The sequence below is a fragment of the Moritella sp. Urea-trap-13 genome, from assembly GCF_002836355.1.
GTDB lineage: Bacteria > Pseudomonadota > Gammaproteobacteria > Enterobacterales > Moritellaceae > Moritella.
The window spans coordinates 133454-156626 of record NZ_PJCA01000037.1; the positions used below are offsets into that span (position 1 = coordinate 133454).

Below are 23173 nucleotides of genomic sequence, written 5' to 3' on the forward strand. Positions count from 1 at the left end.
AACTCAGGAATTAAATTACCCGTGGCTAAAAAGAAACATCTAACCCAAGGTCAAATACGTCGTGTACGTAGCAACCAGACTAAACGTCTAGAAAAGCCAGATACAAAAGAATGGGATGACTCTCTTCTCGGCAAAAAGCAAGAAGGTGTGGTCATTAGCCGCTTTGGTCAACATGCGGATGTAGAAGCTGAGGATGGTATCATTCACCGTTGTAATCTACGTCGTTCTATTGCGAGCTTAGTAACGGGTGACCGTGTTGTTTGGCGCTTAGGTAATGAACAGCTGCAAGGAATTTCTGGTATTATCGAAGCAGTACACGAACGCAGAACCGTGTTAACACGTCCTGATTTCTACGATGGTATTAAACCTATCGCTGCCAATATTGATCAAATTGTGATCGTATCCTCTGTAGTGCCAGAATTCTCAACTAATATTATCGACCGCTATATCGTTGCTGCTGAAGATGTAAAAATTCGTCCAGTGATCTTATTAAACAAAATTGATTTATTAACCACTGATGAATTATTTACCATTAACAGACAACTACAAACTTACCGTGATATCGGCTATGAAGTATGGCAAGTATCATCTCTCGAAGGTAAAGGCTTATCTGAGTTGCAACACCTATTAAAAGATAATACCACTATCTTTGTTGGTCAATCAGGCGTAGGTAAATCATCACTAGTGAATGCATTAATGCCTGAACTAGATGTCGAGGTGGGTGATGTATCAGAAAAATCCGGTCTGGGTACCCACACAACAACGACTGCGCGTTTATATCACTTTCCATCAGGTGGTGATTTAATTGATTCACCAGGGGTACGTGAATTCTCGTTGTGGCACATGAAACCAGAAGAGATCGCGAACGGCTTTATCGAGTTCCGCGATTTCTTAGGTGAATGTCGTTTCCGCGATTGTAAGCATAAAAACGACCCAGGTTGTGCACTACAAGATGCGATAAAACAAGGTAAGATCAAAAAAGTACGCTTTGATAACTACCTGCGTATATTAGAAACCATGTTAGATAATCGCCCAACGCGTCATGTTCCAGTGCGTAAATAACACGCGCTCATGACGTAATAAAAAATATAATCAAGGTTATCTTGCTGCTACAAATAGCAAGGTAACGATTATCTGCTCAAACTCATTACGTAAATTCTGACAACAGCTAATTCTGACAACAATAGTCAAACTTGTTACAATGGCGTTAATTCTACCTTATTCAACTATTTAAGAGGCTCTCAGGTGCTAGACAAGCTTAAAGTTATTGCCCAATACTGCTTTCCTCAACACGGTTTATCTCGTCTTATTGGTTTATTCGCAGCCGGCGCGCACGGTAAAGTAACAACAAATGTAATCACTTGGTTCATCAAGCGTTACAATGTAAATATGGATGAAGCAAAACATTCAGACCCTGCACACTTCCAAACATTTAACGACTTCTTTACCCGTGAATTAAAAGAAGGCGTACGTCCAATCAATGCTGACGACAACATGTTATGTCAACCAGTAGACGGCGCAGTAAGCCAAGCGGGTCCAATTACGCAAGGTCGTATTGTCCAAGCTAAAGGTCATGACTACAGTGTTTGCGAGTTATTAGGTGGCGATCGTCAACTAGCCAACAAATTTGAAGATGGTGACTTTGCCACGGTATATCTATCGCCACGTGATTATCACCGTATTCACATGCCAATTACGGGTACGTTAAAAGAAATGATTTTTGCGCCGGGTGATCTGTTTTCAGTAAACCCACTGACCGCGCAAAATGTACCGAATTTATTTGCTCGTAACGAACGTGCTATCGCTATCTTTGATACCGAAGTGGGTCCGTTTGCCATGGTCTTAGTTGGCGCAACAATCGTTGCTTCCATTGAAACAATCTGGCACGGCACAGTTGCACCATCGAAAAATAAAGAGATCGTGCGTTGGACGTATGAAAACCAAGCACCAATCGTTATCGAAAAAGGCGCTGAAATGGGCCGCTTTAAACTTGGTTCAACTATCGTTGCCGTGTTTGCTAAAGACGCGATTGAATTTGTTGATGAACTACAGCCAACTGCACCAACGATGATGGGTGAAGCATTCGCTCGAATCAAAGCTAAATAAGCGCGTCAGTTCGCTCGATTAACCCGTTATACATCATGCTATAACGGGTTATATTCACCACACCACGCTAACATTCGACAATTAATTCTCCTATAACCAAAACACCAATATCGACTATAAAACCATTACTCATAATGCCAATTGATCTGGCTAGCAGTTGCAAGGATGTAAGCAATTAATGGAACAACGTAAACAAGGCCTATGGGCTCTTCACTCGGCAACGCTATTACTGGGTGGCACCACATTATTTTCCAAACTCATTCCACTAAGTGCACTTGATATCACCATTATCCGTTGTGTAATAGCCGCGACCGTCTTATGTTTATTATTAAAAGTAACCAAACAGCCGCTGCGATTAAACAAGTTAAGTGACTATGGTTGGGCAGTCTTATTAGCCGCATTGGTGGGCGCGCATTGGGTGACATTTTTCTTAGGCATGCAATTGTCGACCATTGCGATTGGACTTATTGCCTTCTACACTTATCCTGTGATGACGGTATTTTTAGAGCCACTGTTTAATCGAGAAAAAATTCAAGGTCAGGATATCATCTCGGCCACTGTAGTATTAATCGGCATCAGTTTATTAGTACCAGAACTGTCTTTAGAAAATGAGGTGACGCTGGGTATTATCAGCGGTATTAGCTCTGCATTTCTGTTTACCTTAAGAAACATTCTCTACAAGCGTAAGCTCTCACAATACAGCGGCCCCCACACAATGTTTTATCAAACTTTATTAACCGCGTGTATGCTTTCCCCATTTTTGAGTGTAAACTTAGCCGCTATAAATAATGACAACTGGACGTTATTAGTTGTGTTAGGAATTTGCTTTACCGCAATGCCGCACACACTGCTAGTTACAGCATTACGTCACCTAAAAGCGAAAACAGTGGGGCTTATAGCCTGCTTACAACCGCTTTATGGTAGTTTGCTAGCGATCCCCTTTTTAGGTGAAATTCCCAATGCCGCAACCATCACTGGAGGCGTATTAGTTGTTTCAGCCGCCCTCTTTGAAACTTGGCATGCAGGAAAAAAATAGTACCCATAACGTAAATTGATAATACAGACTCTAATATCAATGACATTATGCGCCGTACTTATGAAATATTATGATGACTAAAAATTATGTAATTTTACTTATTCTATTTTCATTATTTATTACGCCAGTTCAGGCACAGCTTAGTTATGGTGAAGCCCAGCTTAATAACACCATTTTTCAGCTGGAAGAGCTCGAGCCAACGCCCTCAATTAAATTACAGCTCAAGTACTATCAACAAGCCTTAAAAGATTTAAGCGAAGATACCCATGCGCGCCAAACAGCCGAAAATTATCAAAATATTATTGATGACTATCCTGTTACATCGCAAACTTTAAAAACCCAGATAGACAACTACAAACCAGCCTCCTTTGCTGACGCCAGTAACTGGCCAGTCAATAAAGTCGAGCAAGAGATAGCCAGACAAAATTCCAGTCAAACGGCATTAAAAAAACAACAACAAGCACGCAGTAGCGAACTCACCATGATAGGCATTCGGATCAGTTCATTTCAGACTGATATCGAACACTTACGCGGTCAATTAACCAACATCCAAAAAGAGCACGATAAATTAGTTGCTAACAGTAACGATGAAATCAGCTTAACCGATGCGCAAGAAGCCTTACGGGTTTCGCTGCAAATAAAACAGTCATCACTATCAAACCAGATCCAAATGCTGGAACTTGAACAGCTCAGTGCCAGCAACCGCAGCGAATTAGCCCAGCTCAATCGTCGTTTAAACTTATTAGAACAAAAAGACGTCAGCCTCTATCTCACCACTTTGACCGAGTTACGAAACAGCATATTACGTAAAGAAACCGAAGATGCCATTGCCCGTAGCAAACAAATCAATGATTCATCACTGATTAGTTCACCCTTTTTACAGTTACAGCTGGAAATCAACCAAGAACTGTCTAATGCACTGGAAATTGTCTCGGCCAAAAACGAAACGATGCAAGACAAGCAGCAAGCTGTTAGCCAACAAGTCGATGCACTCACCAACACCTTGATTAACTTTAATGAGCAAGTTGAATGGCTTAAAATCAGTTCTGCGTTTGGTGAAAATTTACGCGCACAGGTAAGTAGTTTACCGAGTGAACCGCCACTAGAAAAACTAGAAAATGCCATTGTCGAAAGTCGCTTAGCGCGTTTTCGCTATCAAAAAATGCTCACTCAATTAGACAGTTTACCATTAACAACAAAGGCGCTAACGGCTGAAGAACAAGCCAGTTTGTTACGCTTTATTAAGTTACGTCGCCTGCTACTCAGCAAGCTGATCTCGAGCTTAGATAACCATATCTACGAACAAGCAAAACTAAAAGTCAGCTATAGCAAGATGAATAACACGCTAGTACAAATTAAGCAGCAAGCGGATGAACATTTATTTTGGGTACCGAGTATTCCCTCACTGGGCACGCAAAGTATTACCGAGCTCTTTTCGAGTATGCTTTGGTTCACCTCAATTGATAACAGCATTACCATTCCACAGGCCTTATTCTCGACACCATTAGCAACACTAAGCTTAGCGACATTATTAATTTTAGGACTGACTTATTTACGCGCCCCCTTAAACAAATACTTCACCAAGCATATTGCCGAAACATCACCAAAAGTAGGTAAGGTCACCCAAGATAAGTTCGCTTATACGCTACGCAATCTAGCTTATTCACTGGCTGATGCGCTGATCTTACCTATCACGCTATTTATCATTACCGAGTTACTGATAAATGCATGGCAGTACCCGTTTGCCGTCAATATTGGCCACGCTTTACAAGACTCGCTATTTTTATTAATTATCTATTTGTTCATGCACAACCTGACTCGCCATAAAGGCCTACTACAGATCCATTTGAAAATTAGTAAAGAGCGTATTGCTAAGATTTGGGGCTATTACCAAGTGCTGTTTTTTATCTCTTGGCCGTCATACATCATCCAAGTGCTTTGTTACCAATATCCAGAACAAGCCTATGACGGTTCGCTCGGCCGTCTGGCATTTGTCATTACCTGTGGCGCATTGGTGCAATTCTATTACCGTTTGTATCGTGAAAAGCTGCCGTTAACCTATCAGAAAAAGAATAATGACAAGCCACACATTGTCCATCACACCATTTGGTCTGCATTTATTCTCGCACCAATAGCGTCTGCGATCATGGCGATCATGGGTTACTTGTATACCGCCCAAGTGTTGTTAAAACAGATGGAATCGTCACTGTTAATGGGACTGTTCTTTTTATTAAGTTATTACTTGATCCGTCGTGGCATGCATTTACAAAAACGTCGCCTTGCCTTTGAGCGTGCCAAAGCGAAACGTATCGACATTATCGCCCAACGTGTTAAAGAAGTTGAAAAAGGCGGGCAAAATTCGAGTCAAGAAAGTCATTTTGATATCGAAGAGCCTGAAATCGATTTAGATCAAATTAGTGCGCAATCACTCGGTCTGCTGCGTACCTTGTTAACGCTATTATTTATGGCCTTAAACGCGCTGTTCTGGTCAGAAATTCAAAGTGCGTTTATCTTCTTGGATACCATCACCTTGTGGGATGCTTCCAGCACCTTAAATGGGGTTGAGTATATCGACCCTATCACGTTAAAAAGCTGTCTGTTAGCCCTCACTATTTTTGTGCTGACCTTGGTATTAATACGTAATTTATCCGGTGCGCTCGAACTGTTGATTTTACAACATCTAGATCTCTCTCCGGGTACAGGCTTTGCGATCACCACCTTAGCCAAATACATGACAATCTCGATTGGCTTTGTCATCGGCTTTAACTTCTTAGGGGTTGATTGGGCGAAAACCCAGTGGCTAGTGGCCGCGTTAACCGTCGGTCTAGGTTTCGGCTTACAAGAGATTTTTGCGAATTTTGTATCTGGTTTAATTATCTTATTTGAAAAACCGATCCGTATTGGCGATACCGTGACCATTCGTGATTTAACCGGCAGCATCAGTAAAATTCAAACCCGTGCTACGACCATTGTCGATTGGGATAGAAAAGAAATCATTGTGCCGAATAAAGCATTTATTACCGAGCAATTTATTAACTGGTCACTGTCCGATTCCATTACCCGTGTGATCATTAATATTGGCGTTGAATTTGATTCTGATATCGAGCTAGTGACAAAACTGCTATTAGAAAGTGCCGAAGAAAATAGTTTAAGCCTTGATAACCCGGGACCGGAAGTATTCTTTATTGAGTTTGCCCCACATGCACTACGCTTTGAAGTACGTTGCTACGTATCAGAAATGGGTCATCGTTTAACCATGACCCATGAGCTTAATACGCGTATTACCCACGTCTTTAAAGAGCATAATATCCGCATTGCCTTACCGCAACTCGACCTACGCGTAAAAGATGGTTTTAAAGTCAGTGATAGCAGTCATATCATGAGTATGAAGAAAGGCAGCTTAAGATAAGCTGCTCTTGAGCTAGAACTAGCAATAGGAATAAAAAGAGAGATAGAAAGGATGAATACGACTTAGCTTCAATAACTAAGCCTACTCGTCCTTTATTTTTTGACTGCTTTTAGGCTCTAGGAGTCGGAAAAGCAATAACCTCATCAAGGCTATTTGCACCCACCGTCAGCATCACTAATCGATCAATACCTAACGCCACGCCAGCGCAATCAGGAAAGCCAGCAGTAAGCGCATCAATCAAATGATAATCGATAGGTTGCTCGGATAAATCCATGGTCTTACGCTTAGCATTATCGGCTTTAAACCGTCTTAACTGCTCTTTCGCATCAGCTAACTCATGAAAGCCATTAGCTAATTCAATACCTTTAAAATACACTTCAAAGCGCTCTGCCACGCGTGTATCTTGCTGGCTAATGCGCGCTAATGCCGCTTGCGATGCGGGGAAATCATAAATAAAACAGGGTGCGTCTTGGCCAATTTGACTTTCGACACCAACGTAAAATAATAGCTGTAAAATAGTGTCACGATCAGGTTCATTCTCTAATACGTCATAGACCCCGTACGGTTTTGCCGCTTGACGTAATTCATCCATCGTTGCGGTTAAAGGGTCTAGCTGTAAAAATTGTTTAAATGCATTTTGATAAGTGAAGCGCTGCTCTTTACCAGAACCTAATACTAGGGTGAGTAGCTCAGACATTTCATCCATCAATTGGAAATGATCAAAGCCAATCCGATACCATTCCAGCATAGTGAATTCAGGGTTATGATGACGTCCCGCTTCTTCATTACGAAACGATTTACTCATCTGATAAATGCAACCACTGCCTGCTGCTAGCAACCTTTTCATGTGGAATTCAGGTGAGGTTTGCAGATATAAGGACAGACCTTGGCTGTAACCAGGGCCAACAAATACCGTGCTAAATGCATCTAAATGTACATCGGTAACAGCGGCTTGACTCAGCGCTGGCGTATCAACTTCTAATACCTCACGCCTCGCAAAAAACTCACGAATAGTATTTAATACTTCAGCCCGAGCACGTAGCGCAGTAAAACTTGCACTAGGTTGCCAATTCAATTCACTCATATCCACTCCGGTTGCCATAACTTAAAACGTTAACGCTATGCATAATCTACATAGCATTAATTAAAGACGTCCGGCTCACCGACTTACTTTAATTAATGCTATAAAGCCTGTTTATTTGAACAATTATTTACCAGTTTCTCAAAAACTAAAATGCCAGTCAAAAGACTGGCATTTTATCATTCATTAACGCTAATTAAGTTAGCGTATAATCAATTTATTTTACACGGCCAACGTATTCGCCAGTACGTGTATCAACTTTCACTACTTCACCGATTTGGATGAATAGAGGTACACGCACAACGGCACCTGTAGTTAATGTTGCAGGTTTACCACCCGTACCCTGCGTATCGCCTTTTAGGCCAGGATCTGTTTCTGTTACTTCCAATTCAACAAAGTTTGGTGGTGTAACAGCAATTGGGTTATCGTTCCACGTAGTAATAACGCAGATATCTTGTTCAACAAGCCATTTAGCCGTATCGCCAACCGCTTTTACGTCAGCTTCAACTTGCTCAAACGAGTCATTGTTCATAAAATGGAAGTGTTCGCCATCGTTATATAGATACGCTAATTCTACTTCCATTACGTCTGCTGCTTCAACAGTTTCGCCAGACTTAAATGTTTTTTCTAGAATTTTACCAGAAACTAAACGACGAACTTTAACGCGATGAAATGCTTGGCCTTTACCTGGTTTTACATGATCATGTTCGATGATAGAGCAAGGCTCATTATCAAGCATGAATTTTAAACCGCCTTTAAAATCACTGGTTTTGTATGTTGCCATGTTATCCTCATGAAAAAATAGATTTCAATAATTAGAGTTCAATAATGCCGCAAATGATAACCCGAAATGGAGCAAAGATGCAGGAAAATTGGAAAAAAGACTTAGCAAGTGCCATTTCAGATCCTAGAAAGCTACTTTTTATACTAGAACTTCCCGAGACAACTTTCCAATCCGATTTTGCGGCAAGGCAGTTATTCCCTATGCGCGTACCGCAATCGTTTGTGGACCGTATGGAAAAAGGCAACCCTAAAGACCCACTATTTCTGCAAGTCATGCCCAAGCAGCAAGAGTTCATCCAAAAGGCCGGATTCATTAAAGATCCGCTTGATGAACACGAATCTGTGGTGCCAGGGTTATTACACAAATACACCAATCGGGTATTATTTATTGTCCGTGGTGGTTGTGCGATCAACTGTCGTTATTGTTTCCGCCGTCATTTCCCTTATCAAGAAAATAGTAATAACAAGCACGAATGGCAACAAGCAATCGACTATATTCGCTCTAAACCCGAGGTCATCGAGGTTATATTTAGTGGTGGCGATCCACTCATGGCCAACGACGAACAACTTGGCTGGTTAGTAGAACAACTAGAACAGATCCCGCACCTTAAGCGTCTACGCATCCATACGCGTTTACCCGTGGTGATGCCGAGCCGGGTGACCGATGAATTCGTGACCCTGCTAAAACAGTCGAGTTTGCGTTGCAGCGTGGTATTACATATTAATCATCCTAATGAGTTAGCCGCAGAATTACCCGTTGCATTAGCGAAGCTCACCGCAGCAGGGATCGACTTATATAACCAAGCCGTATTATTAGCTGACATTAATGATAATGCCGATGATTTAGTGGCATTACATGAGCGCCTGTTTGATAATCGTATTCAACCTTATTATTTGCATGTATTAGATAGGGTCGAAGGCGCTAGTCATTTTGAAGTACCAGAAGAAAAAGCCGTGGCATTGATGAATGAATTATTATTACGTTTACCGGGCTTTTTAGTGCCGAAGTTAGTACGAGAGATTGGTGGTGAGAAAAGTAAAACGCCTATTGCGATTTAGACCAATACAATTTAACTACAACAGCTTACCCGATAAAAGCCAGCCAATAAAAAAGGAATGACCACCAGGCCATTCCTTTTATCTTTCTATAAAGTTGCTATAACTCGATTAAACTAGCTTCATTCAATCAAGTCAAACCGTTATTAATGCAGTTTAAGCGTTGGGCGTAATACGCGGTTTAAACTACCAACCAACATCATCAAACCAGTTTTAACATAACCGTGCAAGGCAATTTGATGCATACGGTACAATGAAATATACACCATTCTAGCAATACGACCTTCTACCATCATGCTGCCTTTAGTCAGGTTACCCATCAGGCTACCAACAGTGCTAAAGCTACTTAGTGATACCAATGAACCGTGGTCATGATAAACAAATGATTTTAGCGTTGCGCCGCCTTGCATCAGCGTCATGATATTTTTAAATGCCACTGTCGCCATTTGGTGTGCAGCTTGAGCACGCGGTGGTACAAATGAACCATCGGCTTGAGTACACGATGCTAAATCACCAATCACAAAGATACTGTCATCACGGCTAGCTTGTAAACTGTCTTTAACCACGATCTGGTTAATACGATTGGTTTCTAGTCCGGCAATGTCTTTCATGAAATCAGGCGCTTTAATACCCGCCGCCCATACCATTAACGATGCTGGAATTTCGTCACCATCTTTGGTTACTAGACCTTGGCTATTCGCTTCCGTCACCATAGTTTCGGTACGCACATCAACACCAATTTTAGTTAACTCGTGGTGCGCCGCAGCAGAAATACGCGCTGGTAATGCCGGTAAAATACTCTTACCGGCTTCCACTAATGTTACGTTTAACGACTCTTGGCTTACATTAGTAAAGCCGTAAGCCGATAACTGTGATGCGGTATTGTGTAATTCAGCAGAAAGCTCTACACCTGTCGCACCTGCACCAACGATAGCGATGTTTACTTTGGCATCTTTATCTTTGTTAGCACCATGCAACAAGAATGCATTCAACAATTCTTTGTGGAAACGATGTGCTTGATCTGGGCTGTCTAAGAAAATGCAGTTGTCTTTAACACCTTTAGTATTAAAGTCATTACACATACTGCCAATCGCTAATACCAAGTAATCGTATTGTAAAGTACGCTCAGCAATCAGTAATTCATCACAGTCATTATATAAAGGCGCAATAGTCACGGTCTTTGTTTCACGGTCTAAACCAGAGAAACTGCCGAGCTGAAAATCAAACCCTTGATTCTTCGCATGTGCCGCATAACTTAACGCGTCAATGCCGGTATCAAGTGAACCAGTTGCTACTTCATGTAATAACGGTTTCCACAGGTGGGTTTTGTTACGATCAACCAACGTAATGCGTGCTTTGTCTTTTTTACCCAATTTACGACCCAGTTGCGTAGCAAGCTCAAGGCCACCAGCACCGCCTCCGATCACAAGAATTTTTTTCATCTTATTAAGTCCTCATAGATATATCAGTTAACGGTATTCGGGCAACCCTATAACACTGGTTATTTCCAACTACGGTTAACTGATACAACTAAGCGATGCTTATCTTGTCATTCATTCCATTGACCGAACATTAAAGCATAATTTTTAGGTGGAAATCTAGCTATATTGCGCTAGATCACATTTTGGGTTAAACCTAAAACAACAGAAATGATGGCCCGTAACAAAAAATATAATACCCAATCGACTTCAAGATGCTTATAATACCGACCCATTTATCGATAAAAATACCGGCGCTATGACAAATCAACAACTTCATGAACAGTTAACTGCACAGCTAAAAGGCTTTTACCACCCAGCGATCGAAGCTGATGATTTTTTAACGTTACTAAGCAAACGTAAAATAGGTAAATTTAGTGCGATCTTTGCAGAAGACAGTGGCTTTAAAGCAAATTCAAATCGCTTCCTACCTTATATGGAAGAGTTAGTTGAAGATCAGCAAGCATTACCAAAAACAGATGAAGACGGATTTGATGTTGCGATCGCAGCATTCCTAGGTAAATTAAAACAAATGCACACAGTACTAGGTCAATTCTCTGAGGAATTGAAAGAGAAGAGAAATACCCCAAGCAATATCGGTGAGTAATGTTGTGAATAATGTAGTGAATAGTCTCGATGAAGAGTACCGATAAATAGAATGGCTAAATAGCCACATCCTATTTTAATGCCACTTATCTTATTGAGTGGCATATTCATTTTCCCCCCAGCCCAACAAAATCCTATCGCTCGCTAATAATTCCCTCAAATAAAAATACAATGATTAAAATATATAGTTCAAAATAATCATAAAAAACATTATAGATACCTCTAAATATATACCTTTTTGTTATAAAGAGTAAAAAAAGCGCTATTTTATAGAGTCTTAGCTCTACAAATTGCACATTCCCATAGTAATATTTTTCATATTTGCAAACAGATCAGATGAGATTTATTTGGTTATTTATTAATCTTGATTTTAAATATTTTTAATCATAAATAACATACACTTACATAACAACTGTAAATAAAAATAAAGCTAAGTTAAATTATTGTTAATAGTACAAAGTGTTAGATAAAACAACAGTGTGTCATAGATAACGATAAAAATACCTTTACGATCTAATACGAAAGGCTTAGATTTCAATACAAGTTTTAAGGATATTTAAAAAGTTCATTTTATTTGAACTGACATATTCATTCATAATTTCAAATTTTATATGGTGGTTTACATGAGAATTAATAAAGTTGCTCTAGCAGTTACAGCATTACTTGCAGCAAGCCAAGTTCAGGCCGCTGGTTTCCAAGTTAGTGAACACTCAGCGTCAGGCCTAGGCCGCGCATTCGCTGGTGAAGCAGCAATCGGCGACAACGCCGCATCACTTGCACGTAACCCTGCATTAATGGCAACTTTTGATAAAGCGCAACTTTCAGTTGTGGGTTCTTATGTATCGCCTGATATTGATGTTACAAGCACAATGGGTAATGCGGATGATGTCGCTCCAGCTCAAGTTGTACCTGCTATGTATTACATCCAACCGATTAACGATCAATGGGCTGCTGGTTTAGCGATTTATTCTAATTATGGTGTTGGTACAGAATATTCGAATGACTATATAGCAGGTTCTGCAGCCGGCACAACAAGTATTATGAGTGTTAACTTCAACCCGAATGTCTCTTACCGTATCAATGAGCAACTAAGCTTAGGTGCAGGTGTAAGCCTTGTCTATGCTTCAGCGGAATTAGATAGAAACGCCGGCATTTCAAAGGGTCCGGTTACACCAACTACAAGCGTTGCGAGTATGGAAGGCGATGGTTATGGTTTCGGTTGGAACCTTGGCGCATTATACGAAGTTAATGAGAATAACCGCTTCGGTATTAGCTACAAATCAAAAGTTAAAACAGAATTAGAAGGTGAGTATACAGGTACTTCATCATCGCGACTTCACTTAGCTGGCGTGACTAAAACTGTGGATGGAGAACTAGATGTTAACTTGCCTTCAATTTTAGAAGTTTCTGGTTACCACAAACTAAGCGATAAATTTGCAGTGTCATATAGCTGGCAGTACAGCACTTGGTCTGATTTTGGCGATATTGTCGCAACAAGTGTAGATTCAGCAGATTGTAATGACGGTATTGCCCAAGGCCAATGCTTATTAAAAGAAGAAGATTATAGCGACTCAAGTCGTTACGCTATAGGTGGTGAATACTACCTTTCTGAAGCGGTAACAATACGTGCTGGTTATGCATTCGATGAACAAGCGGGTAAATCAACGCTAAGCATACCAGATACAGATCGTAACTGGTATACAGCGGGTATGACTTACAAAGCATCACCTGCACTATCATTTGATTTCGCTGCAGCCTTAGTTGCGGGTAAAGAAATCACATTTGATGAAGCAATCCCTGTTACAGGAACAACAGGAACATTCACTTCAAGTGGCGATGCGTACATCTACTCAGCACAAATGAACTACAGCTTCTAATTCAAGCTTAATTCATCTCTGCATTAAAAAGACAGCCTCGGCTGTCTTTTTTGTTTTCTGATCCAAATCAACAAAGATCCTGTTTAAGGATCTTTCTTGCATCTACGCATTGCAATTAATTAGACGGTCGGTCTATAATCAGCACTATGGAAAATATGACAGACATTAAAGCTAAACCTCGCCGAGGTAGGCCACCAAAAGTAGCCCGTGAAAATACCGATACCCGCGCATTATTAATTCGCAGTGGTGTGGAAGTATTAACAGAGAGTGGCTTTGCCGCTGCTGGTATCGACGGTATCTTGAAAAAGGTCGGTGTACCGAAAGGATCTTTCTATCATTACTTTAAAAGTAAGGAAGATTTTGGTCAGGCGGTCATTGATAACTACGCTAGCTATTTCGCTGCTAAGCTTGATAAATGCTTACTGGATGAATCAATCGCACCACTACAGCGTATTGTTAAATTCGCTGATGGCGCTAAGCAAGGCATAGTGCGATTTGAGTTTAAGCGCGGTTGCTTAGTCGGTAATTTAGGTCAAGAAGTGGCTATTTTACCCGACAGTTACCGCCTAGTTCTGCAAAACATCTTTGCAGTGTGGCAAAGCAAGATGCAAGTCTGTTTAGAGACTGCCCAGCAACAAGGCGCTATCAAGCAGGATATCAACTGTGCACAGCAAGCAGAATACTTTTGGATCGGTTGGGAAGGTGCAGTAATGCGTGCGCGACTCGTTCAGTCCGTACAACCGCTGGATTTATATATCGCGATGTTTATCGCCAGTATCACCACCAGCTAAAATAATCATAGGTGCCTTGTTCTTTAGATTTCTAACTAGAAATAACGAGCAGGCATTATTTAAAAATTTTTTACATTTTAATAGACGACCAGTCTATATTTGGAGTTAAGCATGTTTAAAGGTATTTTAATCGAAAAAAATGACGATCAATACACAGCGTCAGTACAATCAATTGATGAATCACAACTGCCTGCAGGTGATGTCAGCATTGATGTTGCTTACAGCACGCTTAACTTTAAAGACGGTTTAGCAATCACAGGTAAAGGCCCTGTTGTGCGCAGCTTCCCTATGGTTCCAGGTATTGACTTAGTTGGTACTGTGACACAAAGCGACAGCGATAAATTTCAAGCTGGCGACCAAGTATTATTAAACGGTTTCGGTGTGGGTGAAAAGCATTGGGGTGGCCTTGCAGAAAAAGCCCGCCTAAACAGTGACTGGTTAATCAAACTACCGACTGGTTTAACAGCAAAACAAGCAATGGCAATCGGTACTGCCGGTTACACTGCGATGTTATCGGTTATTGCATTAGAACGTCACGGCATCACTCCTGAAAAAGGCGATGTATTAGTAACAGGCGCTAACGGTGGTGTGGGTAGTTTTGCTATCACACTATTATCTAAACTGGGTTATAACGTTATCGCATCAACAGGTCGTCCTGAAGAAGCTGATTATCTAAAAGCATTAGGCGCGTCAGAGATCATTGATCGTAATACCTTATCTGAACCAGGTCGTCCTATGGTTAAAGAACGTTGGGCTGCAGCGATTGATTCTGTGGGTAGCCACACACTAACAAATGTATGTGCGGGTCTTAAATACGGTGGTGTTGTAACTGCTTGTGGTCTAGCACAAGGTATGGATTTCCCAGCAAGTGTTGCGCCGTTTATCTTACGTGGTATTACCTTAGCAGGTATCGACAGTGTAATGCGTCCTATCGCAGACAGAGAAGAGGCGTGGGCTCGTTTAGCAGAGATCCTAACCGCTGATGACTTTAATTCTATCGGCACGGAGATCGGCTTAGAAGACGCGGTAGCAGCAGCGCATGATCTAATGGCTGGTAAAGTGCGCGGACGTGTACTGGTTAATCTACAAAAATAAACTAAATGAAAACAATATAGCCCGGATTAGTTACAACCTTAATTCGGGCTATATTCTACCACTGACTTTGCTTCCCCCCTCTCTTATGATTACAACATCAAAAAACCAAATGATAATAATTCTCAATTGCATTTAATGTGCTAATATTGCCCTATTCGATTTTATTCATTCACACACGGAATAAACGCTATGGTACAAGCAATATCAACCCAACTAAAAAAACACGCTAATTCAAATAGCTGGCAGCTTCACAATAAACGCTTATTGCTTCCTGTGACATTATTGGTATTACTACTACTTCCAGATACCCGTGCATTAACGATTAATGTGCTTGCAGATGCGTTCTGGCAAGTCGCGGCTTATGTAGCTGCAACTTTAACCTTGTACCACCTGATCTCTGCGCGCTTAAATAAACACGGTCAGTTTAGTCAATTACTACAACGCAATCGGCAGTTACAAGTGCTATTCGCCGCATTGATGGGGGCATTGCCTGGTTGTGGCGGAGCGATTGTGGTTATCACCCAATATGTTAACGGCAGATTAAGCTTCGGTGCTGTCGTGGCGGTGCTCACCGCGACCATGGGAGATGCTGCATTTTTACTGCTCGCAGCAGAGCCTTCGACCGGATTATTATTACTCGCAGTAGGAGCCGTGATCGGGGTTATTTCAGGTCTCATTGTTGATGCGTTGCACGGCGTAGACTTTCTACGACCGACAGTCACAACACCAAGGCGGTCACCCAGTGAAGAGCTCAAGCCAATGCTCAAATTACAAGGTATTTTTTGGCAATGGTTGCTCTTGCCAGCCAGTATCATTGCCATCATGGGGTCACTGCAAATTGATATTGATTCAGTCTTTTTCTTACCCCCGAACAGCATAAATATCATCGGTGCAATACTCGTGACATTCTCCATGTTGTTATGGGCGACGAGCCGTGAAATAACAAACTATGAGTCTGCGGTATCAGAAGATCCAAAGAGCCAGGCCAGTGATTTACTGCAACGCGTAGGACAAGATACTAACTTTGTGACCAGTTGGGTTATTGGCGCTTTTTTATTGTTTGAATTAACCATGCACTGGACGGGAATTAACCTTGAGTCCTTGTTCCAAAATTGGTTGCTGTTGTTACCTCTCATGGGCGTAATCATTGGTTTATTTCCGGGTTGTGGGCCGCAGATATTAGTCACCAGCTTGTACCTATCAGGTGCAGTGCCGCTATCAACACAATTAGGTAATGCCATAAGTAATGATGGTGATGCACTATTCCCAGCGATTGCGATGGCTCCTAAAGCCGCGTTAACCGCCACGCTTTATTCATCCATTCCAGCTATCATTAGCGCATATGCTTACTTCTTTGTTTTTGAGGTTTAAATCTTCCTGCTGTTATAAAGTGGCTCTTATATGCAAAGAGACTGAAAATTTGATACAAAAAAAGCACTGAACATTTTAACATTCAGTGCTTCTATTACCATCTAGCTATTAACTATTAACTATTAACTATTAACTATTAACTAAAATAATTACTGCGCGCGATTAAACGTCACCACTTCATAGCCTAATGGCGTTAACGTATTACGTTCACTATCAATGTAATTCATCACTGCTTGCGCATCGGTATTACATACTGTGTTATCCGCTTTACAGTTTGGCGCATCGCCTTGGTAATTTACTTGGTACTTTTTGCCAACTTTAGCAATATTCTTTACTTTAAAGCCTGTTAACTTGCCATCCACAAATGCTAAATCAACACGTTCAGAGCTGTTCTTTTGTGCTTCATACAACGGCGTCCAACCATCATTACCCGTCGCATTGTAATTGCTTAACGCGACGTTGTAAGTTTTGCTCTCTTCAATCGCAGTCCATGAAGGCGCATCTTCAGTGCCCGTCATCACTTCCACAAAATCAACCTTACCGGCTGTGTTCGCCACTGTTTCTGTGTAGCTATAACGAATATGACCACCATACGGGAATTTACCTGCGTGTGAACCTACAGCTAATGTTGCACTTACCGTATCGTTAATCAGTGTTTTAATCACTTTACCCGAAACAGGTAAAACAGACATAAAGTTAGCAAATGGCAACATTTCTAACGACACGTTACCTTGGCGATATTCACCCGCGTCAATGTTAGTACGAATGCCACCAGCACCGATTAAGGCAAAATCAACATTCATACCAGTGACTTTCTGTACTTCCGCTGTATTAGCCCAGAAGTATTGGCCTTCCGCTAAAATAGGCGCTACATCAGAACCGTGTTTGTCACTACCGCGATCGCCAGGGCGACGTTCATGTTTAATTTCTACTGGCACTTGGGCAATGGTTTTACCGTACGCTTGGTCAACAGCAGGCTTGTAGTTCACATCAATACGTTGACGCATTGCCGCTTCTTCAGCAGTAATTGTGATGTTTTCTGCTTGGTCAATAAACTCAACCACGCCTTGCGTAGCTGCGCTATCAAACTTCTCATCGTCTTGACGTGATGGCTGTGAATAGAACTCATCATTGCTCAGTAATACATTGTGTCCATTACAGTTAACAATGTCGCCTTGTTGGTTAAAGCTTACTTCTAAACGACCGATAGCTTGTGCGTACTCACCAGCTTGTACAACACAAGTTTGCCCCATGTTATCTGGGTTTTTCACTATCTGTGCATACGTGCCGTTATTGTGTAAACCAAGGTTAGTGAAGTCACCTAGTAGCGTATGTGAGTGACCACCAACTATCAAGTCAATACCATTCACTTTACTGGCTACATCAACGTCGACAGCATTACCGATATGCGTTAATGCGATAATGTTGTTCACACCTTTGACTTTCAACATATCAACCGTTGCTTGCGCAGATGTCACCATGTTTAAGAATTTGATATCACCGGTATTTGGCGCGATATTAGGCATGTTATCCAACGCTAAACCAAATACGGCTACCAAGTCTTTATCTGTTGGTAGGTTATCTAAGTCGCTAATAGCCGTTTTGTTATTACCATCAAATGCGTAAACCATGAAAGGACGTAAATTGGTTTGGTCTTTTAAATCCGCATCTTCACTGGCATCGATGTTTGCTGCCAATACCGGGAAGTTAACATCACCAATAAATTGATTAAGCTTGGTATTGTTCAAATCAAATTCGTGATTACCCAATGCCATCGCATCGATACCGAACATGCTTAAGATATCTGCATTCATCGCACCTTCGTTCAACTTAAAGTACGCACTGCCCTGCCACGCATCACCACCGTGTAAGAATAAAAAGCTGTCATCATTTTCTAGTGCTTGCTGCTTGTAATCATCCGACATAGTTTTTAACCGCGGATGACCACCGAATTCGTTATACACAGTATCGCCGTTGGCAGTGAAGCTAGATTTAACCGGATCGAAGTTAGAATGGGTATCATTGATATGCGCAACAGTCAGGTTAAAAACTTCATCTTGTTGTGAAGTTTGCGCGCAACCCGCGAGTAATAACGCAACTGAAACAGCGGTTAAGCGTGCGGTAAGTGGTTTTGAAAACGTCATGATATTCCTTTACGGTCAGAGACTAAGATTAAATTCTTCAAGTGATGAAAACTAACACCAACTAAGTTAACCGCACTATACCAATAATAAAATATCACGCAATATGTAGACTGGCAGATACGACTAAGCTGCACAGAATTACACTGATATAACTAAAACCACAAAATATAGGCACAAAAAAAGCCTTAATCACGATAAAAAATATCAGATTAAGGCTTTTTTGTGTCTGGGGTTTAGCGTTTAACCGCTAACAGCAGAGATATAATCGAAAATTTGCGAATTACATCATGCCGCCTGTAGATAAAAGCATACAAGATTTTGAAATATTTATGTATTAAGTGTCACATAAGTCTATTTTTATTTCAATGTTGGCCAAACAAAGGGAGCGGGCTTGGTGGAAGTCGTTTCTGCTACTGCTGTATTCTGAGCGAGTATCGCCCTGATTAATTTCCCCGTTTCTTTATGCTTACTACAAAATGTTTTTAGGTATAAAATTTCAACTCTACTGCGTGCCCAAGGGGTTGTACGCAGAAATTTCAAACTTGATTTAAGACGCGCTTTATTGGTAAAACAACGAATATTAAGCAACTCACCCATCTTCTCCCAACCAATTTTCTTCTCTAGCTCGGTTAGAATCTGTTCAAGTTTAACGCCTTGTAGCGGATCATTACTATTATTCATAGTCTACCTAAAATCAAAAAATAGCATTGTAACAAGTTTCCTAAATATTGACAGACTTATGCGTTTAACTCAGGTAAAAGTGCATAACTAAGACAGGAAAATATTGTTAACATATTAATTCACCATCAATAAAAAAGCCCGAATATTTCTATTCGGGCTTTATTTTAAATGATTAGAACTGTGTAAAAATAGAGTTTAAACCCTATTCTTACATCATGCCGCCCATTCCACCCATACCGCTTATCAAATACATTTGTAATCAGTAGCTTAACCAACTTCAACTCGTACATACAAATACATAAAACAGCCTTACCGTTGAATTTTTCAGATTGCATAAAAAATCAAAGATATACGTGAATTTACACTTAGATAGCTTAATCCAAAAAGTCTTTAAATTAGATCATTATGGATTTTACTAAATCATTACCATAAAAATCACTTGGTACGATTACATTTCCATACGGGGTGTTTATACCAACTTGGGAATGTTCATTTTCACTCTCAAATGTCATTAACTTTTAAGTTTAATTAATAAAAAAAGTTATGTTTCTTTATATAGAAGAAGTAGTGTTTTTATTTTAAATAATCAATACATCAATAGCTAGTGAGTGAATGACTTATCGGCTAATCAGTTTATGTTGCTGAGCAATGAATTGTGTATTCGTCAACTAATCAGAGATGTTTGTCATGCATCTCTAAATTGTTTATGGACAAAAGTGGCTTAATCCTTGAGCTTTAAAGGGCATTATTCGTTTTACTGAAAGTATGGCGAAACTGAACCAACTGTTTTAGCTCAATTTAAACTCCTTGTTTTATGATTATTTAACACCAACAATTAACTAATCATAAAACGATTAACAACCACTATCAGTGAGTGAAATAATAGGTGGGCGACTACCGTCAGATGCGGAATAACGGATTTTACATGTACTTGGGGTCGGAGCATCCTTGACTTGTACCTCTACATAACCCAGAACACCTCCACAATTCCCCCCTACCCAAGAAAAGGCATCTCCAGTTTCAACCGTATGACCGATACCATTAGGGTGAGGACAAGGGTAGCCGCAGCGAAGAGTAATGGTTTCACCTTGCATTTCAATCGTAGGGTCGGTTGAACAGTCAGTTTTTTTTTCAATAACTGCTTTATAATTGACCATGCTTGATGCACTTAGGATTGCTCCCTCTAAAGATTCGAGGGTTGCTATGCGAGCGTCTGCACTGAGGTTAAAAATCTTTGAAGATGCAGTAGCTGCAAGAATTCCCAATATTACTATAACGATAACGAGTTCGATTAGTGTAAAACCATTACTTCTGTGTCGCATATTTATTCTCGAATTGAAAACTTACTAAAACATCCTGTTTTAAGATGCGGAGAGAGCCGTTTATAATATTTTTTATTATCTTAGTGCACATGTACCTCATTATAATTGAGCTGCTAATCATCAATAAACTATTAAATTTAAGTCAAAGTGAATAATACTGTATAAAAACACAGAAATAGGATTCTAATGAAGATAAAATCGTCCCGGAACATTAATGGTATTAGAATTATTATTAATCACCTTCAGGATCGACACGTAAAATTTTATTGCATAGCATAAAAATAACAATCAAGAAAAATATAATAAATATAACTTTTAAAAAAATCATGTATACCTCTTACCTATATAATATTCGCGCACCTACGTTCTAAGTTATTCTTAATAAACCAAGATGCAAAATTAATAAATCTTATATTTGATTCTATCCTGTACTTATGAATTGCAATTCGGTAGTCGAATTCGATATGGTCGGGCAGGTCATCCAAAATCATATGTAAAAATTTATATTTACATAGTGCTCGTTCTAGATTTTTTTTATGAAGGGAATACAACATATTTTCAGCATTAATACTTCCGTTCTTCGCTGCTTTAATTAGTAATAATTCATCTGAAATATTTACACTTGAGCATTCCATTTTTCATCCTTGACCCTAATTCCATGGGTAATGTAAAAATATTTTTTCTAAAAATAGCTTATAATTAATAGTATTATGGTTATTTATAATGACCTATCTGAACTGGGACTTACGTTAAACTTTCTAGTGTACTCTCTGCTAAATTGATTTTTGCTTTTATAGCCAACTTCAAAAGCTGCTGCTGTTACACTTATGCCTTTTGTTTTAATAAGCATTTTTGCTTTTAACAGTCTCAAGTTTTTCTGATACTGTAATGGTGTCAATTTAGTAATAGATTTAAAGTGATTATGAAAGGATGAAGAACTCATACCAACTGATTTTGCTAGATTAGCAATAATTAATGTTTCATTATATTTTGTTCGTATAATTACTATAGCCTTTGATATATGACGTGCATGGCTATCCACTCTCAATAAAGTTCTAATCTTTTGCCCATAAGGTGCTTGCAGAAGTCTGTAATGGACCTCTCTATAAATTTGAGGACATAATACCAAAGAATCAATTTTATTTTGTGATACGAGCATTAATCTGAATAATGAATCTAATAACTCCTCGTTAGTATCTTTAACCTCTCCTGACGTTTCTTCTATCATTGTAAAAGAAAACTCTTCAAGTTTTTCATAAAGAGATCTAATGATGTTAAAGTCTATATTTAGAACTAGAGCTATATAAGGTTTCTCGCTACTTGCTTTAGTAATACTCGACATCATAGGGGAGTTATGAGTGCCAATGAAAGATTGTCCCTTCCTCACTTCAAACATTCGCCCTCCCATAATTACTTCTCTGACGCCTTGCAGAATTAAACAGAAAAATGGTTTTGAAAAATAGCATTTAGAGTCAAGATCATCGTGATGTTTGATTAAAAAAAACTTATTATCCTCTTGTAGCGCGATTACAGCCTCTGTTTTAGATTCAAATATCTGTAGCGACTTCTCAATTAATTTTTTTATGATCATATTTTAATTTCAAATTAATAATAGGAATTTAAATTTTTTGGGGTTCTAGAGTAATTCGTGATAACAATGTAATTAATATAATAACTAATTACATTGTTATCACAAAAAGCTAACCATGCTTTATCTTAACAACGTGGTTACACTTCTTACATTTGTAGATACTGCTATAAAAAAACTTTTGAAACCAATTTCTTTTTATTTTTTCAATTTCTTTATTTTTACAACACATCATGTTTAATTACCTTGATATTTTCATTTGGTATTTTAACTCGACTCTGACCTTGTAAAATATTGACTAGAACAATAGAACGGCTAAGCCCATCAGGGCATCTGTATATAGCATTCAACCCTTTAAAAGGGCCACTATTTATGAATAACTTATCATTCTTCTTAAATACTAGTTCACTTTCTTCTTTGTGATATATTTTTAATTTATCAATTAATGAAATGGGAACTTTTACATATTCGATACCACATTTCACAAAATCAATTACACCTCGAGTTGACCTGATACTATTAAAATTATTTTTTTCTGTATCGAGCTTAACAAAAACATAATTAGGGAATAATGGTTCTTCTTTTATAATTTTTTTACCACGAATTATTTTTTCTACAGGAACTGAAACAAAAAAACTTTCAACATATTGATTTTCTAAATTGTGCACGGCTCTCAATTCTTCTCTGCCTTTACAATAAAGTAAAAACCAATGGTTATGTTGATTTTTCATATGAAATAAAACCTAGCT

At 39.6% G+C, this 23173-nt stretch carries 18 protein-coding genes; 10 read left to right on the forward strand and 8 right to left on the reverse strand.

What is annotated here, in order from left to right; translation table 11 throughout:
- Positions 1-21 precede the first annotated feature (21 nt).
- The 4 genes from rsgA (at position 22) to mscM (ending at position 6551) form a co-directional block, all read left to right on the forward strand.
- Entirely contained in the window at positions 22-1062 is a 1041-nt protein-coding gene (gene rsgA / locus CXF93_RS17560; RefSeq protein WP_017221834.1) for a small ribosomal subunit biogenesis GTPase RsgA, read from the forward strand.
- A gap of 183 nt (positions 1063-1245) precedes the next feature.
- The gene (asd, locus tag CXF93_RS17565; RefSeq protein WP_101063819.1) at positions 1246-2106 is read left to right on the forward strand and encodes an archaetidylserine decarboxylase; all 861 of its coding nucleotides are present in this window, start codon (positions 1246-1248) and stop codon (positions 2104-2106) included.
- A gap of 178 nt (positions 2107-2284) precedes the next feature.
- Positions 2285-3142 (forward strand): DMT family transporter, encoded by an 858-nt coding sequence (locus CXF93_RS17570; RefSeq protein WP_101063820.1) that lies wholly within the window; start codon positions 2285-2287, stop codon positions 3140-3142.
- Positions 3143-3212: 70 nt separating this feature from the next.
- On the forward strand, positions 3213-6551 hold the full coding sequence (mscM, locus tag CXF93_RS17575; RefSeq protein ID WP_101063821.1) for a miniconductance mechanosensitive channel MscM: 3339 nt from the start codon (positions 3213-3215) through the stop codon (positions 6549-6551).
- Between the two features lie 109 nt (positions 6552-6660).
- Here mscM and epmA read toward each other — a convergent pair whose 3' ends face one another.
- Both epmA and efp read right to left on the reverse strand, forming a co-directional pair.
- Entirely contained in the window at positions 6661-7635 is a 975-nt protein-coding gene (gene epmA, locus CXF93_RS17580) for an elongation factor P--(R)-beta-lysine ligase (RefSeq protein ID WP_101063822.1), read from the reverse strand.
- 214 nt (positions 7636-7849) lie between these two features.
- Complete coding sequence (efp, locus tag CXF93_RS17585; protein ID WP_101063823.1) at positions 7850-8416, reverse strand: elongation factor P; 567 nt, start codon at positions 8414-8416, stop codon at positions 7850-7852.
- 77 nt (positions 8417-8493) lie between these two features.
- On the opposite strand from efp, the gene epmB reads away from it, so the two are divergent.
- Positions 8494-9474: an EF-P beta-lysylation protein EpmB gene (gene epmB, locus CXF93_RS17590; RefSeq protein ID WP_101063824.1), complete on the forward strand. Its 981-nt coding sequence runs from the start codon at positions 8494-8496 to the stop codon at positions 9472-9474.
- A gap of 143 nt (positions 9475-9617) precedes the next feature.
- Here epmB and CXF93_RS17595 read toward each other — a convergent pair whose 3' ends face one another.
- Positions 9618-10913: an NAD(P)/FAD-dependent oxidoreductase gene (locus tag CXF93_RS17595; protein WP_101063825.1), complete on the reverse strand. Its 1296-nt coding sequence runs from the start codon at positions 10911-10913 to the stop codon at positions 9618-9620.
- Between the two features lie 295 nt (positions 10914-11208).
- Between CXF93_RS17595 and CXF93_RS17600 the strand changes: the two genes are divergently transcribed.
- From CXF93_RS17600 to CXF93_RS17620, 5 genes are all read left to right on the forward strand, one after another.
- Positions 11209-11556: a hypothetical protein gene (locus CXF93_RS17600; protein WP_101063826.1), complete on the forward strand. Its 348-nt coding sequence runs from the start codon at positions 11209-11211 to the stop codon at positions 11554-11556.
- Between the two features lie 622 nt (positions 11557-12178).
- On the forward strand, positions 12179-13432 hold the full coding sequence (locus CXF93_RS17605; protein ID WP_101063827.1) for an OmpP1/FadL family transporter: 1254 nt from the start codon (positions 12179-12181) through the stop codon (positions 13430-13432).
- Positions 13433-13587: 155 nt separating this feature from the next.
- Positions 13588-14223 carry a TetR/AcrR family transcriptional regulator gene (locus CXF93_RS17610; protein ID WP_101063828.1) on the forward strand — a complete coding sequence of 212 codons (636 nt, stop codon included), beginning with the start codon at positions 13588-13590 and terminating at the stop codon, positions 14221-14223.
- Positions 14224-14334: 111 nt separating this feature from the next.
- Positions 14335-15318, forward strand: coding sequence for an MDR family oxidoreductase (locus CXF93_RS17615; protein WP_101063829.1), 984 nt, complete (start codon positions 14335-14337; stop codon positions 15316-15318).
- 189 nt (positions 15319-15507) lie between these two features.
- Complete coding sequence (locus CXF93_RS17620) at positions 15508-16689, forward strand: putative manganese transporter (protein WP_101063830.1); 1182 nt, start codon at positions 15508-15510, stop codon at positions 16687-16689.
- A 149-nt stretch (positions 16690-16838) separates the two neighbouring features.
- Here CXF93_RS17620 and CXF93_RS17625 read toward each other — a convergent pair whose 3' ends face one another.
- The 5 genes from CXF93_RS17625 to rfaH form a co-directional block, all read right to left on the reverse strand.
- On the reverse strand, positions 16839-18833 hold the full coding sequence (locus CXF93_RS17625; protein ID WP_101063831.1) for a bifunctional UDP-sugar hydrolase/5'-nucleotidase: 1995 nt from the start codon (positions 18831-18833) through the stop codon (positions 16839-16841).
- Positions 18834-19190: 357 nt separating this feature from the next.
- Positions 19191-19514 carry a VF530 family DNA-binding protein gene (locus CXF93_RS17630; RefSeq protein WP_101063832.1) on the reverse strand — a complete coding sequence of 108 codons (324 nt, stop codon included), beginning with the start codon at positions 19512-19514 and terminating at the stop codon, positions 19191-19193.
- An 854-nt stretch (positions 19515-20368) separates the two neighbouring features.
- The gene (locus CXF93_RS22385) at positions 20369-20836 is read right to left on the reverse strand and encodes a type II secretion system protein (protein ID WP_101063833.1); all 468 of its coding nucleotides are present in this window, start codon (positions 20834-20836) and stop codon (positions 20369-20371) included.
- A gap of 718 nt (positions 20837-21554) precedes the next feature.
- On the reverse strand, positions 21555-22427 hold the full coding sequence (locus CXF93_RS17645) for an AraC family transcriptional regulator (RefSeq protein WP_101063835.1): 873 nt from the start codon (positions 22425-22427) through the stop codon (positions 21555-21557).
- Between the two features lie 218 nt (positions 22428-22645).
- Positions 22646-23155, reverse strand: a complete 510-nt coding sequence (gene rfaH / locus CXF93_RS17650; RefSeq protein ID WP_101063836.1) for a transcription/translation regulatory transformer protein RfaH — start codon at positions 23153-23155, stop codon at positions 22646-22648.
- Between the last annotated feature and the right edge of the window lie 18 nt (positions 23156-23173).